The sequence below is a fragment of the Paraglaciecola sp. MB-3u-78 genome, assembly GCF_002835935.1.
GTDB lineage: Bacteria > Pseudomonadota > Gammaproteobacteria > Enterobacterales > Alteromonadaceae > Paraglaciecola.
In genome coordinates, this window is the sequence record NZ_PJCF01000002.1 from 364,518 (window position 1) to 388,561 (window position 24,044).

Below are 24,044 nucleotides of genomic sequence, written 5' to 3' on the forward strand. Positions count from 1 at the left end.
AGTAGGAACAATGCTGATATCAAACACTTGACCTTTATGCAAATAACAATTATTCTTATTTGCATAAAGATTAATAGAGTGTTTTATGTACGTTTGTTTATGCCATGGCATCACAGATAAAGCGATTAAACAGGCTGTCTTAGAAGATGGAGTGGGTAATATGCGTCAACTTAAGCAACAGTTAGGTGTCGGCACGCAATGTGGCAAATGTGTTCAAATGGCGCAAGCCATTATTGACAACACTATTATTGATGGGTCTTTGTTTAAAGAGGTGTGTTAATACTGCTTTTCTATCTAATAAATCTCTCGTTATTTACAACAAAAAGCCAGTCACTTTGACTGGCTTTTTGTTGTTTGGATCTCTAATAATGTTATTGAACAAAGCCTTCATTGGCTTTAACAGTTAATGGATGATAACCAGCTTTAGCTTCATCAAAGGCCTTTTTAGCCATCACTTTACCTTCAGGGGTTTGCGATAATGCTTTATATAAAGGTTTAACTAACTTATTACGACCGATAGATGTTAGATAATCATGCAATCGGGTAAAAGCTGGCTGATACCAATTATTAACGCTGATCAATAACCAGCTATGGGCAATCTCATTATTTTTACTATTGGTTAAGGCAAATACTTTATCTAAATCGGCTAATTGCTCTTGACTTAATTTTTCAGGCATATTGTTTAAAAAATACAACCATTGATGCACTACCCACTTTTCACTACTAATTTCATCAGCCTGAATGCTTCCTGCTAACCAAGCATCTCTTGCTTGATCAACAATACTAAAAGCATCAGATTCTGGAACAGGAGCATCCTCAGGGATACCAGGTTGGTAAATCCATTGCTCTATTCTTTGTTTTGATAACTGATCACTATGCTCTTTAAGTAATGTTTGTTCCAAATAACTAACGAATTGATCTGTTGTGATGCTTTTGAAAGCAAAGGTTTCAAAGTAGCCCAGTAAAAATTGGTCGAAATTTTCTCTTCCCACTTTGTGCTCTAATTCGCGCAAAAATAATGCGCCTTTCTCATAAGGAATATTACTGAAAACGTCATCAGGATCTCGGCCCCTTAAATCAATGGCCATAATCTGATCTTTGGCAGGCAACGCATCAATATCTGCCTGCAAATCTTGACGACCTAATACCGCTTCCATCTCAAATCGTTCATCTCCATAGACCATCTGCATGATTCGATAAGTCAAATAAGTGGTAAAACCTTCGTTTAACCATAGGTCTCTCCATGTTGCATTAGTCACTGTGTTACCAGACCAAGAATGGGCTAACTCATGAGCAATCAACGACACTAAACTTTTATCACCAGCTATTACAGTGGGGGTAATAAAAGACAGTCTTGGATTTTCCATACCTCCAAAAGGAAAAGATGGTGGCAAAATCAATAAGTCGTAGCGATCCCAACTATAAGGGCCAAAGGCTTTTTCCGTGGCAATAAGCATAGACTCAGTATCAGCAAACTCAGCAGCAGCAGCATCTAAAATACCTTGTTCGGAGTACACCCCGGTGCGCTCGCCCATTGATTTAAAGTGTAAGTCACCTACTGCTAAAGCGATCAGGTATGACGGGATAGGTTGAGGCATCGAGAATGCATACACCCCGTCTCGTTCGGTGTCAGGATCGTTAGACGCACTCATTACGGCTAGTAATTCCTTAGTGGTACGAATAGTCGCGTCATAGGTCATTCTGACTTGAGGAGAGTCTTGGAGCGGAATAAAACTGCGAGCATGAATAGCTTGCGCTTGAGTGAATAAAAACGGATGTTTTTTACCTGCAGTTTGCTCTGGGGTTAACCACTGTACGCCAGATGCTTTAGGTGAGGTCTGATAACTAATCAACACACTATCGGCAGCAGCCGGAACCTCAATGGTTAGGGCAGCACCTAAAAACGAATCACCGTTGCCTAAATCAAAATGAACCTCTTTCCCCATAGCAGTAACACTGTTGATAGTTAAGTCACGTGTATCTAATATCAGTTGCGTTGCATTTGGATCTACTTTCTGAAAATCTAACTCAGCCGTTCCCACTAACACCTTTTTGGCAAAATCCACTGTCAAATCCAAGTTTAAGTGAGTCACTTTAATAGACTCTGGATTGGCAAACGAATGATAATCCTTACCGACTTGGATCGCATTTGTTGTCACATCAGCAGAAGATACAGATTTATCTACTTTAGGGTTAGCGGCGGTACTAGATACAGTGTCATTAGATGACATGTCCCCAGAACAACTGCTAAGAATGGTTGCAGTCAATGCAGCAACAATAAAATATTTTATAATCATGGTTTTACCTGATAGAAAGTACTTATATAAATTGTGGCATATTTACCGACACATAAAAATATGTAATCGCTGGGGTTTGTTTGAAATAACAAGTCGTTGAGCATAAATATACACTGCGATGCAAAGTGGAAGCAAAAATGGCAAACAATGAAATATTGGACGACGGTCTAGATGCGTTTTTATAAAGCGAAGTGAGCTTCCTAAGTGTGAGGGTGCATCTTGATTAGGCACTCTGGTGAAGCGTCTGTAGAAATCTGAGAAATAGTAGAAGACTTGGCCGAAGCACTAAAAATAGCAGCAACAATCAGAAAAATAACCGTGACTATTACACCGGTTAAACCAAAGCCTTTATTCGAACGATTCATGAGCGTCTCTTATAATTTTAATTTTTAATTTTATCGAACACATATCTTTTCACACTTTATTAACATGCAGAATACGAACTCCTTGTCAACATTTCACTAAATATTAATCACTATTTTACTGATATACAAGGGTTTTATTATTTTTTTAACAAAAAACTTGAAATTGTCAAAAACTTAAGGTGAATGAAGTTGTAAATTTCCCAATCACCTAAAAAAATCGATATCAATAAATACTAGTTATATAAGTCAATTTATACGCCTTTATACAATATTTGAGCCCAACTTTTAATAAAAGTTCCCTCTAGCCTAAATAAACTCGAGCGTTTCTAAACATGCGCATCCAAGCACTGTCTTCTTGCCAATCATCAGGATGCCAAGAGTTTGCCACAGTTCTGAATACCCTTTCAGGATGGGGCATCATAATCGTTGACCTACCATCATTACTGGTTAATCCAGCAATGCCAAGTGGAGATCCGTTCGGGTTAGCGGGGTAGTTTTGGGTGACACTACCGTAATTATCCACATATTGCAGAGCAACGGCAGCACTTTGTAAGGCGTTTAGTGCGCCTTGTTCGGTGGCAAACTCTGCTCGACCTTCACCGTGAGAAACTGCAATGGGCATTCTTGAGCCCTGCATACCATCAAAAAAGACTGATTTTGATGGTTTGACTTCTAACATCGCTACACGTGCCTCAAAGCGTTCAGATTGATTCGACACAAAATGTGGCCACAGCTCTGTACCAGGAATAAGAGACTTCAAATTAGACATCATCTGGCAACCATTACACACACCTAGAGAAAAAGAATCTTGGCGCGCAAAAAACTCAGCAAACTTATCTCTGGCTTGATTGTTAAACAAAATAGATTTTGCCCAGCCCTCCCCGGCTCCTAAAACGTCACCATAAGAAAACCCGCCGCAAGCCACTAAACCTTTAAATGTATCTAAAGATTGTTTACCCGATAATAAATCACTCATGTGCACATCAACCGCACTGAACCCAGCACGATCAAATGCAGCAGCCATTTCAACATGGGAGTTCACGCCTTGCTCACGCAGTATAGCGATACGTGGGGCCACACCTTTGAGAATATACGGAGCAGCAACATCTTCAGTGACATCAAAACTTAAGTGTGCATGTAAACCGGGATCTTTGCTATCAGCCTTAGCGGCGTGCTCTTGCTCAGCACAACTTGGATTGTCCCGCAACTTTTGCATATGACGCGTAGTTTGAGCCCAAGTTTGACGATAAAACACACGGCTATTTTCAAGAACAACTTGTCCGTTTTGTTTGAATACAATCTGGTCAGTGTTATTGAGGCTACCAATACTGTGCACTAGATGCTGGATTTCATACTTAGCAAACACTTTTAATACACGTTCTTTTTCAGCCACAGAAATTTGTACAACAGCACCTAATTCCTCATTAAATAATAATTCAAGTGCTGATCCGCTGAGTGTATCTAAATGGATATCGACGCCTGATTTGCCAGCAAAGGCCATTTCCACGATAGAGGTAAATAAGCCACCATCAGATCTGTCGTGATAAGCCAATAAACGTTTTTCATTGACTAATTGCTGCACGGCGAGAAAGAAGCCTTTTAATATTGAGGGAGAATCGACATCCGGTGCCACATTTCCTAGCTGCTGATATACCTGAGCTAAACAAGATGCACCTAGACGATTTTGCCCTTGTCCTAAGTCAATCAGCAATAATTCAGTTGCGCCTACTTTACTTTTTAATTCTGGGGTTAAAGTATTGCGAATATCTTGTACTGCTCCAAAAGCAGTGATCACCAAAGAAAGTGGTGATGTAACCGATTTGTCACCTTGATCATCCTGCCAAGTGGTTTTCATAGACATCGAATCTTTGCCTACAGGAATAGTAATATCCAAAGCAGGACATAACTCTTCACCTACTGCTTTGACCGCTTCATACAAACCTGCGTCTTCACCTGGATGCCCTGCTGCTGCCATCCAATTGGCTGATAAGTTGATACGCTTTAAATCACCAATATCCGCTGCGGCTAAATTAGTTAACGCTTCCCCAACTGCCATTCGTGCAGAGGCGGCATAATTAATCAATGCAATAGGTGTGCGCTCTCCCAAAGACATAGCTTCACCCTGATAACTATCAAAGGAACTGGCAGTCACTGCCACATCGGCCACTGGCACTTGCCAAGGCCCGACCATTTGATCTCTGGCGACTAAACCTGTTACTGAACGATCCCCAATAGTGATCAAAAAAGTTTTTTCAGCCACAGTCGGTAAACTTAACACTTTGTACGCTGCCTCAGTTAAATTCATCAAACTGGTGTCAATCGCTGGCGTGTCAAGGGTTTTAGATGTTACTTCACGATGCATTTTAGGTGTTTTACCTAACAATACTTCGAGGGGCATATCAATCGCGTTGTTATCAAAATGTTGGTCACTAAGGGTCAGGTGCTCTTCTTTAGTTGCTTCGCCCACTACCGCAAAAGGCGCACGTTCACGGCGACATATGTCAGCAAAAGTCTCAAGGTTTTCTGGAGCAACCGACATCACATAACGTTCTTGTGATTCATTACACCACACTTCTAAAGGTGACATGCCAGGCTCGTCATTAGGCACATTGCGCAATTCAAATTTACCACCGCGTCCGCCATCACTCACTAACTCTGGGAAGGCATTAGATAAACCACCCGCACCCACATCATGGATAAATTGAATGGGGTTTGCATCTCCCATCTGCCAACATTTATCAATCACTTCTTGGCAACGACGTTCCATTTCTGGGTTACCACGTTGTACCGACGCAAAGTCTAAGTCTTCGTTAGATTGACCTGACGCCATAGATGAAGCTGCACCGCCGCCCAAACCAATATTCATAGCTGGGCCACCTAAAGCAATTAATTTAGCCCCAACGGTGATTTCGCCTTTTTGAATATGTGATTTACGAATATTGCCCAAACCACCAGCGAGCATAATGGGTTTGTGATATCCCCTCACCTCTTCGCCGTTAAAACTGATGACTTTTTGCTCGTATGTACGGAAATAGCCTAAAATGCTGGGACGACCAAACTCATTATTAAAGGCCGCTCCGCCAAGGGGTCCATCCATCATAATATCGTAAGCACTGACAATACGCGCGGGCTTACCGAAGTCTGTTTCCCAAGGTTGCTCAAAGCCGGGGATACGTAGGTTAGACACAGAAAAACCGATTAAACCCGCTTTAGGTTTAGAGCCTCTTCCCGTTGCGCCTTCATCTCGTATTTCGCCACCAGATCCTGTAGCGGCCCCAGAAAACGGCGCAATAGCAGTAGGATGATTATGGGTTTCGACCTTCATCAAAATATCGATATCTTCATGATGATAACGGTATTCGTTATCCTGTGATGCTGGGAAAAAACGCCCCGCAAAACTACCTTCCATCACCGCTGCATTATCTTTGTAGGCTGAATGTACGTTTTCACCGCACTGTTCATACGTATTTTTAATCATTTTAAATAATGATTTAGGCTGTACTTGACCGTCGATCGTCCAGTCCGCGTTAAATATTTTGTGACGACAGTGTTCAGAGTTGGCTTGGGCAAACATATATAACTCAACGTCATTAGGATTGCGTCCCAATCGACTGAAATTATCAAATAGATAATCCACTTCATCATCAGCTAAAGCTAAACCTAAACGAATATTGGCTTGTTGCAGCGCAGCCTTCCCCTGACTGAGCATATCCACAGAAGCCAAAGGAGTCGGTTCACTTTGCACAAACAACGACTCAGCAGTTTGAAAATCAGACATCACTATTTCTGTCATTCTATCGTGAAGCAATGCTTTTACTGCCACTGATTGTGCGTCTGTTAAATTACCTTCTTGCATTTGCAGATAATAAGCCACGCCTCTTTCTAAGCGCTGCACTTTGTCTAAACCACAGTTATGGGCAATATCTGTAGACTTTGAAGACCAAGGCGAAATAGTTCCAGGCCTAGGGGTGACCAAAAATAAAACACCTTCAGGCTTGTGTTCTTGGATAGTGGGACCGTAAGTTAACAACTTGGTCAGTATTGACTCTTCTTGTTCTGTGAGTGGCGCTGAAACCATCACAAAATGTGCGTATTCAGCATAAACACCAGATACTGGTAGGCCATGTTCGGCAAATTGAGCAAGATATTTTTCAATTCGAAAATCGGATAAAGCAGGTGTACCGCGAAGCACTAACATAAAGCCATTACCTATAGCAGAATTCGCATATCACTTAGAATTTGCGAATCGATGAATGAGGAATTTTAAGGCGCGAATTATAGGGTAATTTCACTACATTTATAAGCATCAGTTTCGCTAAAAACCTAGTTTTTTGTTTTAATTCATAACTTTACTTGCTTTGTGATATGACCAAATAGTCTACTTTGTTAGACTCACAGCTAAACAAAGCACTGGATGAAACCCGATAACTTGTTCACAATAGGATCTCATATACAATACTACCTAAACATGAGGGTATAGTTATTCGTTTACAGCGCAGTCTCATTTTGCTTCTAATACTACTAATTGGTGGCTGTAATGACATCAAACAATCTTCCACCTTGGGGGATATACTAGATACAGGAGTATTAAAAGTTGGCACCACTTATGGGTTAACCACCTATTACAATGGCGCAACTGGGCCCGTTGGCTTTGAATATGAACTGGCCGAAGGTTTTGCAGATTACCTTGGCGTTAAACTTGAAGTTTTCCCCTACTACAATTTAGACGACTTATTTCCTCAATTAACTGATGCTCATCTAGATATGATTGCAGCCGGCATAAGCGTTAGCCCCGAACGATATCAAAGATTCAAATTTGGCCCAGGTTATCAGCGTGTCAGTGAAAAACTGGTATTCAAGCAAGGTAAAGAATGGCCCCGATCGATTAAAGATTTAAAAGGTGACTTGGTTATCGCTGCAGGTAGTAGCCATCATGACTCACTACTTCGGTTACAAAAGGATAATGAACAACTTAGTTGGCAAGAAACTGACGACAGTGATATGGAGGAATTACTAGAGATGGTGTTGAGTGAAGAATTGGATTACACCATAGCCGACTCCAATATTTTGGCCTTAATGCGCCGCCGTTACCCTGATCTCTCTATCGGTTTTTCCATCAGTCCCGAACAAGATATTGCTTGGGCAGTCAATAAAGATAGAGATGATTCTTTGTTGGCCGCGCTAATTGAGTATTTTGGCATCATCCAGAACAATGGGATTTTGGCTGCTTTAGAAGACAAATATTTTGGTCATGTTCGACAGTTTAATTATGTTGATACTAGGGAATTCATAAAATCTTCAAGAGAAGTTTTACCCGAATTCAAACCATGGTTTGTGCAATATTCGAATGATCTAGATTGGCGTTTATTAGCCGCTATGAGTTATCAAGAGAGCCACTGGGATCCCAAAGCTATATCTGTAACAGGTGTTCGCGGCATGATGATGCTAACACTGATTACAGCTTCAGAATTAGGCATTGTGTCTAGGCTGGATCCTGAGCAAAGTATTAAAGGCGGGGCAAAATACCTAACTAAACTTCTTAAACGTATCCCGGATCGCATTACACAACCTGACCGTTTATGGTTTGCCCTGGCGTCTTACAATGTGGGATTGGGGCATTTAGAGGATGCTAGAGTATTAACCGAACGCCAAGGCGCTAATCCTGATATGTGGATAGACGTAAAAATAAGACTACTTCAATTAAGACAGAAAAAATATTATAAAACAACTCGTTACGGCTATGCACGTGGCAACGAAGCTGTCGCATATGTCGATAACATTAGACGTTACTACGACACACTTGTTTGGTTAGACGAACAACAACCGCAAATGTTAGAGCCAGAAATCACACCGGACGAGACATCTACACAAGATGGCTCGGAAGTAGCTGATTAAGCTACTATTCATATTAGGCGTCTCATTAACCCAATAGCTAAACTTCTCGTTTAAAGTCATACCATCGATTGAATTAATTTGCCTAAAAAGTTCAATTGTCATAAATTTTTAACAAAGTTCGCTTATGGTGATTAAACTTTAATGAGTTTTGTAGAGTATAGATAAAGAATGAATAGGAATTACAATGAAAAAACGCACCACTTTCATAAATAGAAATCGCTTAGGTAGCAACAGCAGAAGACGTCAACTACTCAAACGTGTTCATCAGAAAGTGATATCACGTCGCCAAAATTTTCAAATAATAGAGGCCACTGAAGAATTATCACAAGCCTGCTGAGACAGCTTGTCAGTCTTTGTTCTTCAATTGTTTCTTTTGTTTCCTGCGCAACTTGAAAAACGCTGATAACTTATCACCACATTGTTGAGCTAATACACCACCTTGCACTTCGACACTATGATTCATTCGAGGGTCGCCAAGTAAATCGAGTAAACTTCCCACGGCTCCTGTTTTAAAATCTGCAGCTCCAAACACTAAACGATGGATACGACTGTGTATCAATAAACCTGCACACATAGAGCAAGGCTCCAGTGTCACGTATAAACAGCTGCCAACTAACCGGTAATTCTCTAGGTTTTTCCCTGCTTCACGAATAGCCATCATCTCGGCATGGGCAGAGGGGTCATGCAAACTAATAGATTGGTTCCAGCCTTCTCCAATAATCTGATTATCTTTGACCAACACCGCGCCTACAGGGATTTCTCCTTGCTGCTGCGCGTTGTGAGACAAAGATAAGGCATGGCGCATCCAGAATTCATCTTGTTCAGTGCTCAATAGGTGTATTTCTCTAATTTTGGTTAATTACGTCACTCAATTGGCCATTTTCGCCAAAATTAAAAATAAAAATCCGACTGAAAAACTCTAACCACTTGATATGTATACTTTTATAATTATGGTCAATAATTTGCTTTGTAACTGGCATAAGCATAAACTTTTTATAAATCGTGACAAGGGAAAGGGGATAAAACATGAATATCACAGCCATAGTAATAGTCGCAGTAGTCTGTTGGGCAATAGTCGAACTAGTGAATGGTCCAAAAGGTAAGAAAAAGGATAAAAAAGACGCCGACCAAATTAACCTGACAAATAACTTAGAAAGTGACATGGCTATTATGCGCCAACGGATCGAAACCTTAGAAAAAATTGTGACCGATGAAAAATACGATCTCAATTGTCAATTCGATGATTTGAAAAAAGATAAAGTAGCCTAAAGTACAAACCGAATTGAAACCTGCCATTCAAGATAGAAACTGAATAGAAAAGTTTGAAGTCACCTGTGTACATCACTTTAAATCGGATGATTGACGTGCCACAGAGTCATTCTTAATTGTTTATCTATTGATGTTATACCAAAGACTCACATAACCCACTTTCTAAGTGGGCTTTTTTAATGTAATGAAATGATTTTGGGCCGACTAGGCGACATATAAATAAACGTGAAAGCAACCAAAGGAAACCTTCTGGATCATAATGTAGGATTCTGTAAGTGATTCACACAAAGCAGATATCGATGACACTCTTCCCCCTAGCGCTCACCTTGCTTTAACTTTATCCATATACTAAATTATTTGTAATGGTAAACCTGATCATAAAAGAGTTGTTTAACTTAAGTTAGTAGCATTTAGGTCCAGGCTATTAAAGATGCTGCGTTTTAAAATTAACCTGTCCTCATCAGTTTCTTGGGCGTTGATTGGAATCGGAGTAAAAAAGCTCACACTTTACTGCAATAACAACCTGTTGCTTCCAGAGGTATGATAGCTCCCAAAGTCGCTGTTCTATCAAGATAAGGTTCAACTGTGCCATTTCCCGAAAGGCATCCTATGCCTGTTGAGTAGGGACCCAAGTAAGCCAAGCTGCCTTCAAGATCAAATACCGCAATGGCGGGTGTGCTGCTAAGGATATCTTTCAAACCGGGAATATCTTCGACATTTACTGCTATGTTTGTTTTACCGAAGCGAGAAACCTTGTCTTTCACTTCATGAATATGACGGCTTGCGGTGAGTTGACAAAGACAATCATCTTCACTAATGATATGAACGACACTTTTAGCTAATGGTTTATCTAAAGCACCAGAGATTAACAGTGAAAATTTACTATCAAATTCAGGTTGAATCGACGCTCTATATAACGAGCCTGAAGCATCAAAGAGAACCTCTGTAGATTTGCTTGCAAAGAAAAGCCCGAAGATGACGGTTATTAACCATATGGGTATAACCGTCATTAATAAGACATTATTCTTATTAAACTGCACAATGCTTTAGCCGCACTATGCTTTAGCCGCACTATGCTTCGAATTTTCCAAGTTCATTTTGTAGGCCAACCACCTCTTTTTGTAAATCCATCAGCTCATTCATATTGTCATCAATACTTTGAACTTGAAGGTTCGTTAAGTTGGATAATTTTTTAGCAGAATCAGATATTGTTGCAGACATTGCTGAATGCTCCTCTGTCGCAGCGGCTACTGAGCTTGTGTTTATGCTAAATTTCTCAATAAGATCGTTAACACCCTGAATGCTTTCACTCGCCTCAGTGGATCCTTTGACGTTATCATCAACTCGATTTGCGCACTCAGACATCTTCTTAACCGCCTCAACAGAGCCTTCTATTAACTTATTCGTAATTTTACCAATTTCTTCTGCGTTCTCTCCTGTTTTGATAGATAGCGTTCTTACTTCATCCGCAACAACAGCAAACCCTCTGCCATGCTCGCCGGCCCTTGCTGACTCAATGGCTGCATTCAAGGCTAATAAATTAGTTTGGTCAGAAATACTCTTAATGGCAGTCATCGCCACATCAATCTCGTTACACATTTTAGATAGGTTTTCTATTGTTTGAGCGGCATTGTCGATGTCTAACTTTAAACTTTTAGCATCGTCGGAATTGTTATCAATAATCCCCTTTGCTTTTAATGAGCCTAACCCAGCTTCTTTGCTAAGAGAATCAATATCCACCACGCTTTTCGCAACATCAGCGTTTGCAAGACTAACCTGCTCTAAGGCTAAAGTAATATGCTCAACTTCATTTTGATTTTCCTTAGCCATTTTCATAGAATCTACTGAACTTTTAGACAAACTATCTGACAACTGTTTGGTGTTGTCACTGCCTAATTTTACAACCGTCACAAATGATCGCAGCGAAGAAAGTAGTCGATTAAAGTCATCAATAGCCTTGCTGTCGCCAACTACTGGATTGGTGATGTTAATTTTATCTGTACCCACAATTTCATCCACCGCATTACTGAGCACATAACCTGCTTTTGATTCCGACTCAGAGCTTCTCGCTGAAATAACCAATACAATTCCTTCAGCTACCGCAAAGAATGCATGTATTGCTAATATGCCGTATGACAGATGACCTTCTTCAAAGATATAAATCCCTGATACTGAACTTTGTAAGGCAAAGAAACCAAAGTGATGGACAGTAACAATCAACACACCAGTGACTATGACTTTCCAGTCACGGTAGATACTTAAGAATGCAAGCATGGTGAATATTTCGAAATGCATCTCAGTTAGACCCATTAACTGCTGGATGTGAAGAGCTGTGATTAATTGTGTACTCGCCGCAACAACATGCCGAGTAGCGCTGCTATAGGGACTTGACTTCATCATAATTAAAGGTAAAGCAACAATGATTGTACCGATCGTCGCCCCCATCATGAGTGTATCTGTGAAAATGCCGATAATGATGGCTGCCAACCATTGAGCAATTAAAACCACTGTAAATATATTGTTTGCGTCTTTATGCCAAGGGTAATTCATACATAACACCTATATCGTTTATTTAAAGGCCGCCTTTTCACACTGCGGGCATATGCTTGTAATCAAAAAATTTAATCTTTGTATCACTTTAAGGATCAATCATTCCATTGACACACCTGCCGTCTGTAGAAGATAAACTGTGCATATTTTTCTGTCCGAAAAAAATTAACTCTTCTCTATCGTCAGTACACCAAAAAACATAAATGTAAGACGCCATAACAATAACGATTTATTGCTGAAATTTTGTCTCTTAGTTAACGTTTACACCACATATTGGCCGTTAATTCAAAATAAAATGTTCCCCATTTCTGATTTATCTTATTCATGTATAATGATTAATCAAAGTCAATGCAACATAAATTCTAGCTGCAGCCATATATAAAAATGATGATAGGCACTGTAATACAGATAAGTGTGAAGATTGTGCTTTTACAAATAATTGCGGCGGTTTCGTTGCTAGTTACCTAAACGTGATGCCAACCATATCTGGATTTTTATTGGACCTTGGTAGCATTCTTTATCAAATGCAGAATCGATGTTCAGAATACATTTTAAATAAAATGACCTATGAACTGTAAAACACTTGGTTCCAGTTGACTTGAGAAAATCAACGGGGGAAATATTGACCTAAATAGCGTTTTTAACACTCCCAAAAGGCCACTAGAGTTATAGGTTAGCTAGTAATCAGGCAATGCAGATACAAAATCCAAATTCACGTCAAAAACATCGGATTCAAAATAATTAGTTCTGTTTTGCCTGCCTCTATTATAGTCTCTGGCCTTCAGTAGAGTAGGTATTTAACTATGATACGAATAGTGACCACAAATATCACAAATGTTTATTGTAGGTCCCTATTATCCTCTTACTACTGCATCAAATTATCGCATGCCTTTACCCGTAGCCGCCCAATACACACCACCGAATATATGCTGTTGTAACAGACTATAGGACCAACCTGAGCGCATATGGCCTAAGTTTGTATAAAAAGAACGACCGCCATCAAAATTGTGATACCAAGATACAGGGTGAAAATCGCCCATACCATCGCCTTTAACTTTTCCCCAGTCTGCTTTCGGGTCATAGGTTGTCTCGTCGATAGACAAAATATAATTTAAGCCTGACACTTTTTCATCGCCAAACTCATACCATTCATCAGTCCACAGAAAGCTTTTTGGTAAACGTTCAACACCAAGAAAATTGCTGTTAAGGACATCCACTTGGGCTGTTTGATTAGTGGGATGGATCACAAATAATCGCCCACCAACTTTGTATACCAATCCCATTCATATTCAGTGTCTGTCGCGCTGTGGATCCCCACAAACCCCTTACCGGCTTTGTAAAATTTTTAAAACGCTTTTTGCTGTTCATCGTTTAAAACATTTCCAGTGGTGTTTAAAAAGCAACCGATAATATAATGAGTAGCACTTTATTTGACAAAAGTTGCGGATAAGTCACTGGTAACCTAATTATTGATATTTTTTATTGGAGAAAGTTGCGTGATCTGATTATTTCTCAAATTTTCAATGATACCGATATTGATGCTCAGCGAGATAGATCCAAACGTCATGGGGTCTAGAATATAACCGTCATCCCGACTCTAAGCAATGAACAACAGGCGATTCTTAAGCTGCAATCTTAAATAAAACTCGGCTATTGGGATAACTTGTGGCTGATGATAAAAGGAAATTGCGTGGCACAATGGTCTCATCTAAATCCTTCAGGGACTGACCACTTTGACTAAATATTTGCTCAATAGAATGAATCACGTATCAGAGATAAGGAGCTGTTATAGCGCAGATTGTTGTGCAAGGACTCCCTAAGAAAGTCGAATGTATTTCACCGCTTAAATCAACAAGTTCGATGCCCATTGTATAGAACTGCTACTTTGTATACTCTTTTATAAAGTAAATGGGTTAAGGGGATCATATGTTATTTGAAGTTAACTTTTATACTGGTCATCGACAGACTGTTCATCGACGGGATTATGATTACTCATGACTTTATTTCTATTTTCACTTAAGACATATATACCATGTTATGTGAATTCAAAAACAAGCTCCGTCCAATATAGAAATGGATGAACTCGTAATATGTCCCTATAAATAGAAGGTTACAATGCATAAAACCATCACACTATTATCCATGTCTTGTATTTTTCTCTTTGCTTGTGAGCGAAGCGAAATCTCTGACACCCCACCCCTTATTTCGGATACAAAAGCAGCAAGTCAAACTCATTCAGTCACTGCTGAAACGATCATTCGAGCTGACTCATCTGGGTGGTTGTCACATGGGCGAACATACTCAGAGCAGCGGCATTCCCCCCTAAAAGAAATAAACACAGAGACCGTGGCAGAACTTGGTTTGTTTTGGTCCTTTGATCTTGGAACAAGCCGAGGTATTGAAGCAACCCCCATTGTGCATAACGGCATTATGTATGTCACATCAACTTGGAATATCGTGCATGCCCTCGATGCGAGAACGGGAAAGCAGTTATGGCGATTTGATCCCGTAGTGGATAAAGAACAGGCAAGTAAAGGCTGTTGTGACGCTGTGAATAGAGGCGTGGCTATTTGGGGTGACGCGGTATTTACAGCAACCATTGACGGCCGGTTAATTTCGCTCAATGCACAAACAGGTCAAAAGAACTGGGACATCAATACCATTGATAAATTTTACCCCTACACGATTACTGGCGCACCACGAGTTGTCAAAGGCAAGGTGATCATTGGTAATGGGGGAGCAGAACTTGGAGTACGGGGTTATATTTCAGCTTATGATGCGATGACCGGCGAGCAAGTTTGGCGTTTTTTTACCGTACCAGGAAACCCAGCAGATGGCTTTGAAAATGAAACCATGGAAATGGCAGCAAAAACTTGGACAGGGGAGTATTGGGCTGCCGGTGGTGGTGGCACCGCTTGGGATTCAATGGCCTACGATCCCGAACTAGACTTATTATATATCGGGGTAGGTAATGGCACGCCATGGAACCAGGCTATTCGAAGCCCTGATGGCGGCGATAACTTGTTCTTGTCGTCGATTGTTGCTGTGCGCCCTGATACAGGTGAATACGTGTGGCATTATCAAACGACGCCCGGTGAAACTTGGGATTACACCGCTACGCAGCATATGATATTAGCGGATTTAAAACTTGCAGGTGAAACCCGTAAAGTCATTATGCAAGCACCTAAAAATGGTTTCTTCTATGTGATTGATCGTGAAACGGGTGCCTTTATTTCTGCGAAAAACTTTGTGCCAGTCACCTGGGCTACCCATATAGACCAGACCACAGGGCGTCCAGTAGAAACTGAGGGGGCTCGTTATGTGGGAGAAACACCTGCTTTACAACTGCCTGGACCCCTTGGTGCTCATAATTGGCATCCTATGTCGTATAGTCCAGACACAGGTTTAGTGTATATTCCTGCTCAGGAAGCACCCCATGTTTATGCTGAGCAAACTGATTATAAAAGAACTAATGGTTTTTGGAATACAGGTACAGAACTGAGTGCCGCGGCGTTGCCCACTGATAAGGCAACCTTTAAAGCATTAAAAGCGATGGTAAAAGGGCGATTATTAGCTTGGGATCCTGTCACGCAAAAGCCAGCATGGTCCTTTGAACATGGCGGCCCGTGGAATGGCGGTGTGTTATCCACATCTGGAAATTTAGTTTTTCAAGGAACTGCAGATGCACATTTTGCTGCTTATGATGCCCTTACGGGTAAGCGAAAATGGCGTTTTTATACTCAAACAGGTGTGGTAGCAGCCCCTATTACCTATCAGATAGACGGTGAACAATTTATAGCGATAGCTTCTGGTTGGGGCGGTTCTTATGTCTTGAGTGGAGGGGGTGTTTTCCCTACTGGTAGTAAGGCTAATGTTGGCCGGGTAATGGTCTTTAAACTTGGAGCTAAAGCCACCTTACCGGAGTTACCAGACGATAACTTTATATTACCCGATACCCCCAAGTTACTTGATGTATCTGAAGAAGTCCTCGCCAAGGGAAATCGTGCCTACGACAATAATTGTCTGGTGTGCCATGGCTTTCAAGCCTATTCCTCAGGCCTCATTCCAAACTTACGTTATTCTGCAATAACCAACAGCGAGCAGGCTTGGAATAGTGTGGTGGTAGGTGGCGGACTAGCAGAACAAGGCATGCCAAACTTCGGCAAAATAATTGATGACGATACCGCTGAAGCGATACGGGCATATGTTATCTCTGAAGCAAATAGTGTGCGAGGTCAGGAATTCTACCAAGCTATCGAAAACTAAGACGTATAAAAGCATAGAACAATAAGCACTATCCTTGAGTTTTATAACAGACCTGAATTGAGGAAATACAGACTTTACCTAACTGGCAACAGGCAGTTAGGTAAAGGACATTTTTTGAAGTCAGACTGGCCGCTATCCTTACGCATCCGATGTGAAAATACGATTCAAATTCAATGTTCAACGGCTTATGTCGGCCTGTGAGGTTATAACATGTATACTTTGCCAAGATTTTTGTTCTTAGGTTACTTATTTATAATCTCCGGCAAAATCAAGCCATTTTTTCTCATATAGGCGCAAGCATACATACTAAGTAACTTGTTTTGTTCTTCTTTCGTTAGTTCGACCAGTCTAGCTTGTAAATAATGAGTAGCGGCTTGGGTGTAATGGTCAGACTCAGTGGTATTTTTATCAATGATGACACCATCTTTACTCAGCATTTCAGCGGCAACAGAGCCAGTGGGAAAAGATTGGTATCCTTGCAGTATTTCCTGATCGATATGTCCAGCCGCTTCTTTTGCGGTACTAAACTGAGCTGCCAATACTTCACCAAAATGAATATGCACCCTACCCTTTTGACCGGTAATACCGTTGACAATGCTTCTGACATCTTCATTATCAGGCTTGTCATAACAACCTTCACGTTCAACTTCTTGTAATTCTTTGGCTTTATTGATGTCACAGGGATCAAACTCATAAGAGATGGATACCGGTACAATGCGTAAACTTCGAATGTATTGTGAAAACGCAACGTCTTTAGACTTATTTAATGCCAACATAGACAAAATAGCGGGGTTGGTGATGTCGTTACCATCTTTTGCGCGCCCTTCTCTTTGGGCTATCCAAATATGCTGTTGCTCAGTATTTAAGGAGAACTCAATATATTCACTTAACAATTTTGCTGCCGCTAACTTTTCACGTCTATCGGTGGCTGAACGTTTCACGATAAAACACTTATTTAACCTGATAAGATCAGCTACCCATTCTTTTTTAAGTAAATTATCACCTACCGCAATACGCACTGTATCTTGGCCATTGATATGCAGAGCCCAATTCACAAAAGCGGGATCTAAGGCAATATCACGATGATTACTCATAAACAAACAGGCTTGAGATAAGTCCAGTTTATCTAAACCACTAACAGTAAACGATTCTGTAGTCGTGTTAATCATTCGCTCCATATAAGGTTCAACTAATCGTTGGAAGTCTCTATGGGTAGTGACATTGGTGATTTGTTTGATGATGTAATGACGGGTAAAAAAACCTAGAGTCGGCCGCATAAACTGCGGCCATGCACTAAATTTGAAAGCAACGATGCTATCGATAAATTCTTTGTTTTTAAAAAGCTTCGGTAAAACGACACATAAATCTGAGTCGTCAAAGGGCCGAATTGAATCAAATTTAGTAGGCATATTATTTTTTGTTGTCTCTACTGTAAAACAGGCGGCATATTTTGCCGTTTATACTGCCAACGAGCAAACTCTTTAATCATGGTCTGCGAAATACAGACACTTTTTGCTGCTAAGCCGATTAAACGCGGTTTAATTTTCATCTAGCTGTAAGGCTTGCCAGTTTACTTCCACTTGCTCATGTTCGGCGGCGATAAATGCTGATTCACCACTTAATGTGACTGAAAATTCTACTTTTCGGGCCAGTAAAGCACTCAACGCTTGGACCTCTTGCCAATCAAAACTAAGTACATTCACCGGTAAGGTACTAAATTGTGCTTGTGATTGTTTCCACCAGGCATTGGATTTTGAATTGAAACTGTACACATAGGTTTGTTTCGCCAAGCGACAGCTTTTTTTAATCCGCTCAAAGCTTGGCTCGCCAACATCTACCCAAAGATGTAGTTGATCATCTAAACCTCGCAACCAAATATCAGGTTCATCAATCGCACTTAAACCTTTAGTGAAAGCCATAAGGTTTTCATGGTCTTGATAGGCATGCAAACAAAACGCTAAAACTCGCACCATCATCCGCTCTTTGGTTTCTGATGGGTGTAAAGCAACGATTAAATTGAGGGAGTCAAAATAGTCATGGTTAAGATCAGATACAGATAGTTTGAATTTATAAATAGTTGGCTTTAAAGCCATAGGTAAGTGCATCCAAAGTATAAAGGCGTGCCACTGCGGACGCCTATTAAGATAATTTCATTTCAATAAGCGAGGTTTTAAAGCCTAACTTTTCGTAGGCTTTCCGTGCAGAGTTATTATCCGCATAAGCTTCAAGATAAAAGTCCTGCATACCTTGAGTTTTACCCCAACTGATTAATGATTGGATGACCAATTGATTAATCCCCTGCCCTCTATGTGTCGGTGCCACGTACATAAATCCAAGATAAGCATCAAAGTCATGGGTCAAATGGGCTTTTGACTCTCTGATGCGAACATAACCCGACCCCACAATCACCCCGGCATCTTCTGCCACCATGACTCTAGAATTTCCGCCGTCAATTAACGCCCCAATATCGTAATAACAAATATATTCAGACTTTAAAGAATCGTTAAAGGGTCGCTCTGTAGCGATAATACCTTGCTCAAATTCTTTTAATATCGGCAAGTCTGATTGCACAGCTGCTCTTATTATCAGGTCACTCATAGGGCGTCTGGCCTTCTTAACTTAACTTATGAACATAACTTAACATATTAATGACTGTGTTATTCCCACTCAATGGTAGCCGGCGGTTTACCAGAAATATCGTAAACTACACGGGAAATCCCATCAATTTCGTTGATAATACGATTCGATACTTTACCTAAAAACTCATAAGGTAAATGTGCCCAGTGTGCAGTCATAAAGTCGATAGTTTCTACCGCTCTTAATGACACTACCCAATCATACTTACGCACGTCACCCATCACACCTACCGATTTAACCGGCAAAAATACCGTAAAAGCTTGGCTGACTTTTTGATACAGATCGGCAGCATGTAATTCATCAATAAAAATCGCATCGGCACGACGTAACAAGTCACAATATTCTTTTTTCACTTCACCTAATACCCGTACACCTAAACCCGGCCCTGGGAAAGGATGGCGATATAACATGTCATAGGGTAAACCTAGCTCTAAACCAATTTTGCGGACTTCATCTTTAAATAGTTCTCGTAATGGTTCCACTAACCCCATTTTCATATCAGCAGGCAAGCCCCCAACATTATGGTGTGATTTGATCACATGAGCTTTACCTGTAGCAGAAGCAGCAGACTCAATAACATCAGGATAAATAGTTCCTTGTGCCAGCCACTTGGCATTGACTAACTTTTTAGACTCTTCGTCAAAAACTTCAACAAATATTCGACCAATAATTTTGCGTTTAGCCTCGGGCTCAGAAGTGTCAGCTAAAGCGTCAAGAAATCTATCTTCAGCTTCAATTTTTCGAATATTCAGTCCAAAGTGATCGCCAAACATATCCATCACTTGTTGGCCTTCATTAAGACGCAACAAACCGTTATCAACAAAAACACAAGTCAGGTTTTTACCAATAGCACGATGTAACAGCATTGCCACAACAGAAGAATCAACCCCACCGGACAAACCTAAAATAACTTGGTCATCACCGATTTGCTGTTTCATCTTTGCAATTGCATTTTCTATTATAGCTGCAGGTGTCCATAACTTTTCACAACCACAGATGTCGAGTACAAAATGGGATAAAATCCGTTCACCTTGGCGAGTGTGAGTCACTTCGGGGTGAAACTGAACACCGTAAAATTGTTTTTCTGTATTCACAAAAGCCGCAAATGGACAGCTTTCAGTTTTAGCTGTAGTCACAAAGCCCGGAGGCGCAGCACTTACCTTGTCACCATGACTCATCCAAACATCAAGCAAGGCATTGCCGTTGGCACCTACATGATCTTCAATGTGGTTCAACAAAGTCATATCACTAATCACTTCAACCTGTGCATAGCCAAATTCACGTTTATTGGAACCTTGTACTGCGCCGCCAAGTTGCTCAGCCATAACTTGCATGCCATAACAAATACCCAATACAGGCACACCGGCTTGATACACATACTCTGGTGCTCTGGGCGAATTTTCAGCATGAACAGATTCTGGGCCACCAGATAAAATAATACCGTTGGGGTTAAATTCACGAATTTGATCTTCGCTAACATCCCATGCCCAAAGTTCACAATAAACGCCAATTTCTCTGACGCGGCGCGCAATCAACTGGGTATATTGCGATCCAAAGTCGAGGATCAAAATACGTTGGTCATGGATATCTAAGCTCATTTGGGTACTCTTTTAAGAAATAAAATGTGAACGCTGTGTGGCTAACAAACAACGTTCATTTGAAATAACACAAACTAACCTAAGCGGTAGTTTGGTGCTTCTTTAGTAATACTCACATCATGCACATGGGACTCTCCCATTCCAGCAGATGTCACTTTGACAAACTGTGGTTTAGTGCGTAACTCTTCAATGGTAGCGCAACCGGTCAATCCCATAGCTGAACGTAAACCACCCATTTGTTGGTGAATAATATTAGAGATAGGTCCTTTATAAGCAACACGGCCTTCAATGCCTTCAGGAACTAACTTCTCTGCACTTTTACTGTCTTGGAAATACCTATCAGAGGAGCCATTATTTTGATCCATAGCGCCCAAAGAACCCATGCCACGATAGGATTTAAAATAACGCCCTTGATACAATTCCACTTCACCCGGCGCCTCTTCGGTTCCTGCCAACATGCTACCGACCATCACTGAGCTCGCACCCGCGGCCAAAGCTTTTGCAATATCGCCAGAAAAACGAATCCCGCCATCAGCGATTACTGGCACATCAGTACCTTTAAGAGCTTCAACCGCATCAGATACCGCAGTAATTTGTGGCACACCACAACCTGTAACAATACGGGTGGTACAAATTGACCCTGGGCCAATTCCAACTTTAACCCCGTCAACACCAGCATCCGCTAAGGCTTTGGCGCCCTCACCTGTAGCAACATTACCTGCAATTAGTTGCACGTCTGGGTAATCTTGACGTACCTTCCTCACTCGGTCGATGACGCCTTGGGAATGACCGTGGGAAGTATCAATCAGTAATACGTCAACCCCAGCTTCAATTAACGCTTTAATACGTTCATCTGTTCCCGGTCCAACACTCACAGCGGCTCCAACCCGTAAGCGGCCCAGTTCGTCTTTACAAGCGTTAGGTTTGCTTTCTGCTTTTTGGAAATCTTTAACAGTAATCATGCCAGTCAGTTTGAATACATCATCAACCACCAGAATTTTTTCTATGCGGTATTCGTGCATTAACTCAAGCACTTGTTCAGAGGGTGCCCCCTCTTTGACTGTGACCAAATCATTTTTCTTAGTCATAACACTGGAAATAGGTTGTTCTAACCTTTTTTCAAAACGCAGATCACGACCCGTTACGATACCGATTAGGTTGTTATCTTCATCAACTACGGGGAAACCAGAGAAACCATGCATTTTGCACAAGGCATTAATTTCACCAATTGTGGCTGTGGGTAGCACAGTGACAGGGTCAGACACCACGCCACTTTCGTATTTCTTCGCTGTTCTTACATGTTCAGCCTGTTGTTCTGGCGTCATGTTTTTATGAATAAATCCGATACCGCCTTCTTGGGCTAATGCAATAGCTAAACGCGCTTCAGAAACGGTGTCCATTGCGGCAGAAATCAGGGGAATATTTAAACTAACACCACGGGTTAATCTTGTTTTAAGATTAGCGGTGTGAGGGAGTACAGTTGAGTGCCCGGGTACTAACAAAACATCGTCAAACGTAAGGGCTTCTTTAGCGATCCTTAACATGCAATATCACCTATAAATGCGGATTTAATTGCGGCGCAATTCTAGCGGCTTTAGGCATATCAGTCTAGATATATATCAGAATTGGGAGTAAATCAGGTAAACTTCTTCATAATGTTTTATTAGAGATCCCAGCAATCAATGTTTCCAGTCCATAACACAACAAAAAACATCCTTACTGTTAGTAAACTCAATCGCTTGGCCCGCTCGGTTTTAGAAGCCGAAATTGGTCAAATCTGGCTGTCAGCTGAAATTTCAAATTTTGTCGCGGCTAGTTCTGGTCATTGGTACTTCACCCTTAAAGATGATCGTGCCCAAGTCAAAGGGGCAATGTTTAAAGGTGCAAATCGCAAAGTGCATCAAAAGCCTAAAGAAGGTGACAAAGTTTTAGTCAAAGCAAACATCAGTTTGTATGAGCCAAGAGGTGATTACCAAATCATCGTTGAGCATATGGAGCCAGAAGGTGAAGGACAACTTAAACAACAATTCGAAGTATTAAAACGACAATTAGCCTCAGAGGGGATATTTGCACAAGAATTTAAAAAACAGATACCCGAAATTGTCTTAAAAGTAGGTATAGTTACCTCACCCACCGGTGCCGCGTTGCATGATATTTTAACTGTACTACAAAGGCGTAATCCTGCGATTGAAGTGGTTATCTATCCCAGTCAAGTGCAAGGTGATAGCGCAGTTTCGCTTATTTGTGCGGCAATTACTCAAGCCAACCTCAGAGACGAAGTAGATGTGTTAATTGTTGGCAGAGGTGGCGGCTCTTTAGAAGATCTCTGGTGTTTTAACAGTGAACAGGTGGCCAGAACAATATTTGCCTCTTCCATACCTATAATAAGTGCAGTCGGTCACGAAATAGATGTGAGCATTGCAGATTTTGTGGCAGATATGCGTGCTCCAACCCCTTCAGCCGCAGCCGAACTGGTGAGCCAAGACCAATCAACGTTGCACAATAAAACCTTAATCCTACAAGACAAGTTACTTAAGGCCTTTAGCCGTTTGCAACAAGCACGCCTTCATCAGCATCAGGCTGTAAAACAGCGATTACTGCATAACCACCCGCAAAAGCAGTTAGAACAAAAAAGCCAATATGTTGATCAATTACACGCCTCTTTACAATCAGCAATCAAACAAATTTTAACCCAGGTAAAACAACGGCAAGAGCATATATATAGTCGACTCTCTTTAACCTCACCGCAGAAACTGCTGCAACGTCATCAACTAAGATTGCAAGAATTGCAGACAAAATTACAAAGAAGCTGCCAACAACTAGTAGACAACAAACAGCAAAAATTACTCAATAATATGCATCTATTAGATACCGTAAGCCCGTTAGCCACCTTGGCACGAGGTTACAGCATTAGTTTTAAGCACGGAGAAATAGTTAAAAATACCCAACAAGTTCAAGTTGGCGATGTATTAGTGACTCGTTTAGAAGACGGAGAAGTACACAGTAAAATTAACCAGATACAGGAATAATCATTCAACTAAGAAATGTGAACTTAATCAAACTTGTGGATAATAACTTGGCACAAAACAAACAATCTAGTCATACGATGGCGTCGCGCTACCATATTAACTAAAGTAGCGCCTGCCCTGAAATATCTATCTACATAT

Annotated in this window: 16 protein-coding genes and 1 pseudogene; 5 read left to right on the plus strand and 12 right to left on the minus strand. The window is 40.9% G+C overall.

Going from position 1 to position 24,044, the window contains the following annotated elements:
* Nucleotides 1-85: 85 nt before the first annotated feature.
* Nucleotides 86-280 (plus strand): bacterioferritin-associated ferredoxin, encoded by a 195-nt coding sequence (locus CXF95_RS03440; protein WP_101197393.1) that lies wholly within the window; start codon nt 86-88, stop codon nt 278-280.
* A 91-nt stretch (nt 281-371) separates the two neighbouring features.
* Here CXF95_RS03440 and CXF95_RS03445 read toward each other — a convergent pair whose 3' ends face one another.
* The 3 genes from CXF95_RS03445 to purL form a co-directional block, all read right to left on the minus strand.
* Nucleotides 372-2,297 (minus strand): M1 family metallopeptidase, encoded by a 1,926-nt coding sequence (locus tag CXF95_RS03445; RefSeq protein WP_101197394.1) that lies wholly within the window; start codon nt 2,295-2,297, stop codon nt 372-374.
* A gap of 200 nt (nt 2,298-2,497) precedes the next feature.
* Nucleotides 2,498-2,662 (minus strand): hypothetical protein, encoded by a 165-nt coding sequence (locus tag CXF95_RS29900; protein ID WP_198556486.1) that lies wholly within the window; start codon nt 2,660-2,662, stop codon nt 2,498-2,500.
* Nucleotides 2,663-2,963: 301 nt separating this feature from the next.
* Nucleotides 2,964-6,860 carry a phosphoribosylformylglycinamidine synthase gene (gene purL, locus CXF95_RS03450; RefSeq protein WP_101197395.1) on the minus strand — a complete coding sequence of 1,299 codons (3,897 nt, stop codon included), beginning with the start codon at nt 6,858-6,860 and terminating at the stop codon, nt 2,964-2,966.
* A gap of 308 nt (nt 6,861-7,168) precedes the next feature.
* Here purL and mltF point away from each other — a divergent pair, with 308 nt between their 5' ends.
* Nucleotides 7,169-8,557, plus strand: a complete 1,389-nt coding sequence (gene mltF, locus CXF95_RS03455) for a membrane-bound lytic murein transglycosylase MltF (RefSeq protein WP_101197396.1) — start codon at nt 7,169-7,171, stop codon at nt 8,555-8,557.
* A 346-nt stretch (nt 8,558-8,903) separates the two neighbouring features.
* Here the strand turns inward: mltF and tadA are convergent, their stop codons facing one another.
* On the minus strand, nt 8,904-9,389 hold the full coding sequence (gene tadA, locus CXF95_RS03460) for a tRNA adenosine(34) deaminase TadA (protein ID WP_101197397.1): 486 nt from the start codon (nt 9,387-9,389) through the stop codon (nt 8,904-8,906).
* A gap of 194 nt (nt 9,390-9,583) precedes the next feature.
* Here tadA and CXF95_RS03470 point away from each other — a divergent pair, with 194 nt between their 5' ends.
* Nucleotides 9,584-9,826 carry a hypothetical protein gene (locus tag CXF95_RS03470; protein WP_198556488.1) on the plus strand — a complete coding sequence of 81 codons (243 nt, stop codon included), beginning with the start codon at nt 9,584-9,586 and terminating at the stop codon, nt 9,824-9,826.
* A 500-nt stretch (nt 9,827-10,326) separates the two neighbouring features.
* On the opposite strand, the gene CXF95_RS03475 is transcribed toward CXF95_RS03470, so the two are convergent.
* The 3 genes and pseudogenes from CXF95_RS03475 to CXF95_RS03485 all read right to left on the minus strand — a co-directional run bounded on the left by CXF95_RS03475 (nt 10,327) and on the right by CXF95_RS03485 (nt 13,694).
* The gene (locus CXF95_RS03475) at nt 10,327-10,866 is read right to left on the minus strand and encodes a DUF6436 domain-containing protein (RefSeq protein ID WP_157828055.1); all 540 of its coding nucleotides are present in this window, start codon (nt 10,864-10,866) and stop codon (nt 10,327-10,329) included.
* A gap of 31 nt (nt 10,867-10,897) precedes the next feature.
* Nucleotides 10,898-12,376 (minus strand): methyl-accepting chemotaxis protein, encoded by a 1,479-nt coding sequence (locus tag CXF95_RS03480; RefSeq protein WP_101197399.1) that lies wholly within the window; start codon nt 12,374-12,376, stop codon nt 10,898-10,900.
* A gap of 878 nt (nt 12,377-13,254) precedes the next feature.
* Nucleotides 13,255-13,694 (minus strand): annotated as a pseudogene (locus tag CXF95_RS03485) (ThuA domain-containing protein).
* Between the two features lie 797 nt (nt 13,695-14,491).
* On the opposite strand from CXF95_RS03485, the gene CXF95_RS03490 reads away from it, so the two are divergent.
* Nucleotides 14,492-16,642, plus strand: a complete 2,151-nt coding sequence (locus CXF95_RS03490; RefSeq protein WP_101197400.1) for a PQQ-dependent dehydrogenase, methanol/ethanol family — start codon at nt 14,492-14,494, stop codon at nt 16,640-16,642.
* 242 nt (nt 16,643-16,884) lie between these two features.
* Here CXF95_RS03490 and CXF95_RS03495 read toward each other — a convergent pair whose 3' ends face one another.
* The 5 genes from CXF95_RS03495 to guaB form a co-directional block, all read right to left on the minus strand.
* The gene (locus tag CXF95_RS03495; protein WP_101197401.1) at nt 16,885-18,051 is read right to left on the minus strand and encodes a 1-acyl-sn-glycerol-3-phosphate acyltransferase; all 1,167 of its coding nucleotides are present in this window, start codon (nt 18,049-18,051) and stop codon (nt 16,885-16,887) included.
* A 129-nt stretch (nt 18,052-18,180) separates the two neighbouring features.
* A complete protein-coding gene (locus CXF95_RS03500; protein ID WP_101197464.1) occupies nt 18,181-18,735 on the minus strand; it encodes a YaeQ family protein in 555 nt (184 codons plus the stop codon).
* A 46-nt stretch (nt 18,736-18,781) separates the two neighbouring features.
* Nucleotides 18,782-19,240, minus strand: coding sequence for a GNAT family N-acetyltransferase (locus CXF95_RS03505; protein ID WP_101197402.1), 459 nt, complete (start codon nt 19,238-19,240; stop codon nt 18,782-18,784).
* A gap of 59 nt (nt 19,241-19,299) precedes the next feature.
* Nucleotides 19,300-20,877, minus strand: coding sequence for a glutamine-hydrolyzing GMP synthase (guaA, locus tag CXF95_RS03510; protein ID WP_101197403.1), 1,578 nt, complete (start codon nt 20,875-20,877; stop codon nt 19,300-19,302).
* A gap of 74 nt (nt 20,878-20,951) precedes the next feature.
* Nucleotides 20,952-22,421: an IMP dehydrogenase gene (guaB, locus tag CXF95_RS03515; RefSeq protein ID WP_101197404.1), complete on the minus strand. Its 1,470-nt coding sequence runs from the start codon at nt 22,419-22,421 to the stop codon at nt 20,952-20,954.
* A 138-nt stretch (nt 22,422-22,559) separates the two neighbouring features.
* On the opposite strand from guaB, the gene xseA reads away from it, so the two are divergent.
* Nucleotides 22,560-23,906, plus strand: coding sequence for an exodeoxyribonuclease VII large subunit (gene xseA / locus CXF95_RS03520; RefSeq protein WP_101197405.1), 1,347 nt, complete (start codon nt 22,560-22,562; stop codon nt 23,904-23,906).
* Nucleotides 23,907-24,044: the final 138 nt, after the last annotated feature.

What these genes read in the sequence shown, in the direction of transcription:
- CXF95_RS03440 (WP_101197393.1), top strand. Translation starts at nt 86, where the DNA reads ATGTACGTTTGTTTATGCCATGGCATCACAGATAAAGCGATTAAACAG.
- CXF95_RS03445 (WP_101197394.1), bottom strand. Translation starts at nt 2,297, where the DNA reads ATGATTATAAAATATTTTATTGTTGCTGCATTGACTGCAACCATTCTT.
- CXF95_RS29900 (WP_198556486.1), bottom strand. Translation starts at nt 2,662, where the DNA reads ATGAATCGTTCGAATAAAGGCTTTGGTTTAACCGGTGTAATAGTCACG.
- purL (WP_101197395.1), bottom strand. Translation starts at nt 6,860, where the DNA reads ATGTTAGTGCTTCGCGGTACACCTGCTTTATCCGATTTTCGAATTGAA.
- CXF95_RS03470 (WP_198556488.1), top strand. Translation starts at nt 9,584, where the DNA reads ATGAATATCACAGCCATAGTAATAGTCGCAGTAGTCTGTTGGGCAATA.
- CXF95_RS03480 (WP_101197399.1), bottom strand. Translation starts at nt 12,376, where the DNA reads ATGAATTACCCTTGGCATAAAGACGCAAACAATATATTTACAGTGGTT.
- CXF95_RS03490 (WP_101197400.1), top strand. Translation starts at nt 14,492, where the DNA reads ATGCATAAAACCATCACACTATTATCCATGTCTTGTATTTTTCTCTTT.
- CXF95_RS03495 (WP_101197401.1), bottom strand. Translation starts at nt 18,051, where the DNA reads ATGCCTACTAAATTTGATTCAATTCGGCCCTTTGACGACTCAGATTTA.
- CXF95_RS03500 (WP_101197464.1), bottom strand. Translation starts at nt 18,735, where the DNA reads ATGGCTTTAAAGCCAACTATTTATAAATTCAAACTATCTGTATCTGAT.
- CXF95_RS03505 (WP_101197402.1), bottom strand. Translation starts at nt 19,240, where the DNA reads ATGAGTGACCTGATAATAAGAGCAGCTGTGCAATCAGACTTGCCGATA.
- guaA (WP_101197403.1), bottom strand. Translation starts at nt 20,877, where the DNA reads ATGAGCTTAGATATCCATGACCAACGTATTTTGATCCTCGACTTTGGA.
- guaB (WP_101197404.1), bottom strand. Translation starts at nt 22,421, where the DNA reads ATGTTAAGGATCGCTAAAGAAGCCCTTACGTTTGACGATGTTTTGTTA.
- xseA (WP_101197405.1), top strand. Translation starts at nt 22,560, where the DNA reads ATGTTTCCAGTCCATAACACAACAAAAAACATCCTTACTGTTAGTAAA.